At 58.7% G+C, this 5,400-nt stretch carries 5 protein-coding genes and 1 tRNA gene; 2 read left to right on the top strand and 4 right to left on the bottom strand.

Features of this window, described 5'->3' with window-relative positions:
• The 3 genes from IGS51_RS14645 to IGS51_RS14635 form a co-directional block, all read right to left on the bottom strand.
• Positions 1-543 (bottom strand): J domain-containing protein (locus IGS51_RS14645; RefSeq protein ID WP_297079283.1); only part of this gene is annotated, 543 nt, incomplete at its 3' end.
• Positions 544-657: 114 nt separating this feature from the next.
• On the bottom strand, positions 658-1,485 hold the full coding sequence (locus tag IGS51_RS14640) for an inositol monophosphatase family protein (RefSeq protein ID WP_297079281.1): 828 nt from the start codon (positions 1,483-1,485) through the stop codon (positions 658-660).
• Between the two features lie 149 nt (positions 1,486-1,634).
• Positions 1,635-2,003: a 2Fe-2S iron-sulfur cluster-binding protein gene (locus IGS51_RS14635; RefSeq protein ID WP_068510268.1), complete on the bottom strand. Its 369-nt coding sequence runs from the start codon at positions 2,001-2,003 to the stop codon at positions 1,635-1,637.
• A 405-nt stretch (positions 2,004-2,408) separates the two neighbouring features.
• Here IGS51_RS14635 and IGS51_RS14630 point away from each other — a divergent pair.
• A tRNA-Ser gene (locus IGS51_RS14630) sits at positions 2,409-2,495 on the top strand.
• Positions 2,496-2,585: 90 nt separating this feature from the next.
• Here the strand turns inward: IGS51_RS14630 and IGS51_RS14625 are convergent.
• Entirely contained in the window at positions 2,586-4,727 is a 2,142-nt protein-coding gene (locus tag IGS51_RS14625; RefSeq protein WP_297079279.1) for an EamA family transporter, read from the bottom strand.
• Positions 4,728-4,977: 250 nt separating this feature from the next.
• Between IGS51_RS14625 and IGS51_RS14620 the strand changes: the two genes are divergently transcribed.
• Positions 4,978-5,400, top strand: a 423-nt coding sequence (locus tag IGS51_RS14620; protein ID WP_297079277.1) for a four-carbon acid sugar kinase family protein, incomplete at its 3' end; no start/stop codon positions are given.

Below are 5,400 nucleotides of genomic sequence, written 5' to 3'. Positions count from 1 at the left end.
GGGGGTGCTGGCTGCCGCAGATTTTGCTGGACTGGTGGCGGCGGGCGTGGGGAACTCGCCCTTGCCTGCCTTCCGCATCAGATACACCAGATTTAGCTCACTAATCTGCCCAGTGATCTCTTCAGTTTTATCCAGATGGGCGTATTGCTCGTCGGCCAGCCGCTTGATTGCCTGACGGTAGGCGCTGTCTAATTCGCCGTAGGCGCTGGCCAGGCTGCGGGCCGCGTCACTTTGCAGCAAGATCGTTTCCTGCTGGTTCAGCGCCTGCTGCCCCTTCAGCTTCAGCACCACCAAATGCTCGTTGAACTTCTTTTCTTTGGAAAGCTCTTCGTAAGCCGGATTCACCAGCTTAGACAAAAACTCTGCCGCTCGTTTGCGATCCTCCTCTGACTCGCGGCCTGAGCTATCCGGGTGGAGGCGCTGCGCCAGCCGCAGATACTTTTTGCGAATGTCTTTTGGGTCAGCATCCACAGGTACACCCAGCACCGCGTGGTAATCTGAGCAACCCAAGCCAAACAAGCCCGATTCGAGGTTAAACGACATCAGCGCTTCTCAACTCATTCCCTAGCCAAAGTTCCCTCTAGTGTAGCTGCATTGCTCTCCAGGTGGGTCATGGTTTACCAGATGTTTGCAAGGAAATTGTTTGCAAGAAAACGGCTAAGCCTGCCAGGTGGCCGGGTCAAATTCCGGTAGGAGGCGAACGGTTTGCAAGGCCTGACTGAGGGCCGTGTGAACCCGTCCGTTGGTCGCCAGGATTCGCCCGCTGGCAAAGTCGAAAGGGCCACCGTCGTAGGCGGTCACCTGTCCGCCCGCTTCTTCCACTAGCACGATGCCCGCTGCCAAATCCCACGGACTCAGCCCCCGCTCCCAGTAGCCATCCAGTCGTCCGCAGGCGACATAGGCCAGATCGACCGAGGCAGAACCGCCCCGACGCACGCCCTGGGTGAGATGGGTCAGTTGGCAAAACTCGGCGTAGTTGGTGTCGATGGTTTCGCGGCGATCGTAGGCAAAGCCTGTGACCAGGAGGCTTTTTGACAGTTCCGCCGTGTGGGAAACGCGAATGGGCTGGCGATCGCGCGTTGCCCCCAGTCCTTTCGCCGCCCGAAACAGTTCGTTAAAGAAAGGGCAGTAGACCACGCCGACCTGCGGTTGTCCCTGGATCAGTAGCCCAATGGAGACTGAATACATGGGGTATTGATGGGCATAGTTGGTTGTGCCGTCCAGCGGGTCGATCGCCCAGAGAAACTCGCTTTCGCTCAGGCCAACGTTTCCCGACTCTTCCGCCAGAATGCCGTGATTCGGAAAATGCCGCGTCAAAATCTCCAGCACCACCGCCTCCGAAGCCTTGTCTGCCTCGGTCAACAAGTCGCCGGGTCGCCCCTTTTCCTGCACCGAATCCAGCTTGCCCCAGTAGCTCTGGAGGACGGCTCCGGCTGCGAGGGCGGCTTCGGTGGCGATGTCGAGAAATGGTTGGAGGTCAGGCATGTTGGAGCTTAGGAATTGAAAGTGCAGGGGTTTAGCGCTGGCTTCAAAACTCGCCGAAAGCGCTGAAAGCGCCGAAAGCATTGAAAGCACGAATGTTTCGAGTTTTTCGAGGGTGTCAGGCTGGGACAGCAGGCGTTGCAAGCCAGACCCTAGTCCTCCTCTAGCGGCAGGGCGCGGCGGACGCGACCTTTGCCAAAGTAGCGACCGAACTGGAGTTCATAGACCTCATCTTCATCCTGGGTTTCTACTTCCAGATCGGTAAGGGGATAGCTGACGCAGAGGAGCGCGTAGCCCTGGGCGCGGAGTTCGGGCGACAGGCCCATTGCTTCGGGCTGGTAGATATCGCCCGATCGCACGCGGACGGCGCAGGTGGTGCAGGCTCCGTTGCGGCAGGCAAAGGGCAGACGCACGCCTTGCTGTTCGGCGGTGTGCAGGATATAGCGATCTTCAGGCACTTCGACGGTGTGCTGGGTGCCAGTCTGGCGATCGCAGATGTGAACCGTATGGGAACGAGGCATATTGGGGGTACGGAAGTAGAACACGACTGCCTTGGAGATCATACGGCGATCGCCCCCTCCTTGCCAAAGATTCGGGTAGGGATTGGGTCGCAGGAATCAGGCAGTTGAGCAGATTGGGCGTATCCTAGTCCTGCAAGCTTGCCTTCATCCCTCAGCCCCTTCTCCCAAAGCGGGAGAAGGGGAGCCGGATTGGAAGTCCCTCTCCCGCTCTTGGAAAGGGATTTCGGGTGAGGGTTACAAAAATGGGATGCACCCGGCGGGTTAGGATCATGTTTCGGGATTAACTGGTGCTAAGGTCTGGTAACATAGAAATTCTGTGGATGAATTCTCCATTCATCACTGGCGGCCTGCGGGCTGAAAGTATGCTGAGACTTGGCTGCAAGTAAGCCGAATCAGCAAGCGTATGGAGAGATGGCCGAGTGGTTGAAGGCGCAGCACTGGAAATGCTGTTTAGGGGTAACTCTAACGAGGGTTCGAATCCCTCTCTCTCCGTTCTCTGTGGTTGAATCCGAATTACTCGGCCTCAGTCCTCAATGGTTTGGTTATTTGGACTTCTGCCATCTGGCTTCCTGCCGCTGAGCGCTACTTCGCAGCAGGGGCGGTTTTACTCTGCATCCGCATCCGCTCGAAGCTGAGGCCCAGCACGCCCAGCGTCACGACCACAATGCCAATCCACTGCACAGGCTGAAGCTGGGTGCGTTCGCTCGGCGTAATCAGATAGGCCAGCAGGGCAGTCAGCACTGGGCCGCTGGCAGAAATAATCGAGGCGCGGGCAGCCCCCAACAGACGCACACCCAAGTTGTTGAGCAGATACCCCAGCAGCGTTAGCGTGCCCAGCACCAGCCCGCCCAGCAGCAGACCCATCAGGTGATCCGGCGGCTCCTCAACGCCCATCATCAGCAGCATGATATTCGCCAGCACAAAGATCGTGAAGAACTGCACGACGCTGACGGGCACTGGATGGAGCTTTTTGCCAAAGCTGATCTGCATCGTAATCAGGTACAGCGCGAAAAAGATGCCCGACAGAATGGAAAAGAAAATGCCATTGGTGGACACGTTGGTAGCCTGCATCAATCGAGGCAGCGCCGTCAGCACGACCCCCGACAAAATCCCAAACAGCACCACCCACCGCAGCGGCGTGGGGCGATCGCGGAACAGCAGCCACGCCAGCGGCACCAGGATCAGCGGATACATGAACAAAATCGTCACGGCGACCCCCGGTCCTGTCGCCGCGATCGCAATGTAGATAAACACCTGCGAGAGAAACAGACAGGCTCCGCTACCCACAACGTAGCCTTGCAGAGCGCGATCGCGGCTCAGGGCAAAGCTGCGAATATCGCGCCAGGCGTTGGGATAGAGCCAGCGGGCGATCGCCACCATCACAGGCACCACCACCACCATCCGCAGCCACAACACCAGCAGCGAGTCGTTGAAGCTGTCCAGCGTGATCGAGCGCGGCAGGCTAAATAGCCCAAAAATACTGGTCTGTCCGCCGATGATGCCCACCACCACGTTGTGTAGCGACAGGGCAAGCGTTGAGAGCAAAATTAGCACCAGCCCCACCTGCGGCTGCGCCAGATTGGGCAGTCCGCCTGCGGGAGAACCAGACGCGGGGGATTCGCGTAGCGCTCCCTTGGAAAATCGCCCAGCAACTCGTCCAGAAAGTCGTCGAGGCGCTCTGCCCTGCTGCCAGACCCAGTAGGCAAGCCCCGCCGCCAGCGTCAACAGCAGCAGCGGCATGGTTCCCACCGACAGCCCCGTGCCGCCGCCCAGCAGCGCCGCAATCAGCTTGCCCAACATGGCCACACCCGCCAAAATCAGCAGCCCTGCCAGCACAATACCTGCCAGCGTCGAGACGCTAAAGGAACTTGACGAAACGGTAACCGTTGGCGTGGGCCGGGGAGTCGGCGCAATCGGTGGAGAACCGTTCTCAAGCGATACAGGCTCAGGCGATACATTCGGCGGCGCTGGCGGCTCGGACGCTCGCCCAGCATAGCCATTTGGAGCAGACTCGCCACCCGCAGCCGTCGAGCCGCTGGGGGATGGAGCGGGTGGATTGAACAGGCTCGGTTCTGGCAAGCCTGGGCGGGCAGGCGGCGCAACAGGTTCCGACGTGCGCGTGGAATAGGCGGCAGGCTGGCTCGGCGAAACGGTTCCCACGGCTTGAAGCTGCTGATTCAGACGGCTGACCAGGGCCTCAAGCAGCGCCTCGCCTTGCTGCTCTAGGGTTTGCATCCGGTCGATTTGCTGCGACAGCCCGCTGTGATAGACATTCAGATCGCTTTGCAGCGAGGCTAGCGTTTGGCTCAGCGTCGCGTCGAGCAGGGACAAGGCCTGCTGCGAGTTGGCAGATTGGGCAGCAGGCGGCAGGTTGGGCGCGATCGCCTCGCCCGGAAGCTGGCTAAGGCGCTGGGCCAGCAGGTTGTAGAGATAGCCCGCCATCGTCTGTGCAAGCTGCTTAGCCCAGAGTTTTTGCTGAGCGATCTGCTGCTGGGTCAAGAAAATCTGATGCTGACTTTGCAGCGTTTGCTGCTGGCTTTGCAGTTTCTCAATTTCGTTTTGCAGGCGCGATCGCTCTGCCTGGAGACGCGAAATATCCTGACTCAGACTGGACACCACATCCTGCTGGAGCGATCGCAAATCCTGCGTTACGTCTTGCAAAATCTGTTCCACCCCTTTGGAATTGGGCGTTCCATTTCCAGGGTTGGTTTCGGTGTTTGACATTTCGCTGCCCTGATCAGGCTGATGTTCCAATTCCCCCATCGGTTTGCGACCCCAGGCTTGGTAAGATGGCGGCTACGATGCACTGCCCTGCTCTCAGAGGTTAGCCCAAATTTTACGAAAGTGCTGTAAAAAGGGCGATCGCTCTGGAGAAATGCGTATGAATTCGGCCTGATTGAGTGTACCCGCAGCAAGGCGATCGCGCACCAAAATCTGAGAAAATCATCCCCTGACCCCAAATTTCCAATCCCCCATGCAGCCCAAGATCATCGTCCTCGACGACGACCCCACCGGGTCGCAAACGGTACATTCCTGTCTGCTGCTGACGCGATGGGACGTAGACACGCTAAGGCTGGGGCTGGCAGACGAGTCGCCCATTTTCTTTGTGCTAACCAACACCCGCGCCCTGACACCGACCCAAGCGGATGCGGTGACGCGGGAGGTGTGTCGCAATCTAAAACAGGCGATCGCCCTAGAGGGCCTTCAGGATTTTCTCATCGTCAGCCGTTCGGACTCGACGCTGCGCGGGCATTATCCTGTGGAAACCGATGCGATCGCCGAAGAATTGGGCCCGTTTGACGCGCACTTTCTCACACCTGCCTTTTTCGAGGGCGGTCGGTTTACCCGCGATAGCATTCACTATTTGGTGGTGAATGGTGTTCCGACTCCCGTTCAT

It is taken from the genome of Thermoleptolyngbya sp. M55_K2018_002, assembly GCF_015295965.1.
Lineage (GTDB): Bacteria > Cyanobacteriota > Cyanobacteriia > Elainellales > Elainellaceae > Thermoleptolyngbya > Thermoleptolyngbya sichuanensis.
Note: the sequence above shows the minus strand (reverse complement) of the source record. Positions and strands in the feature narration are given on the sequence as shown.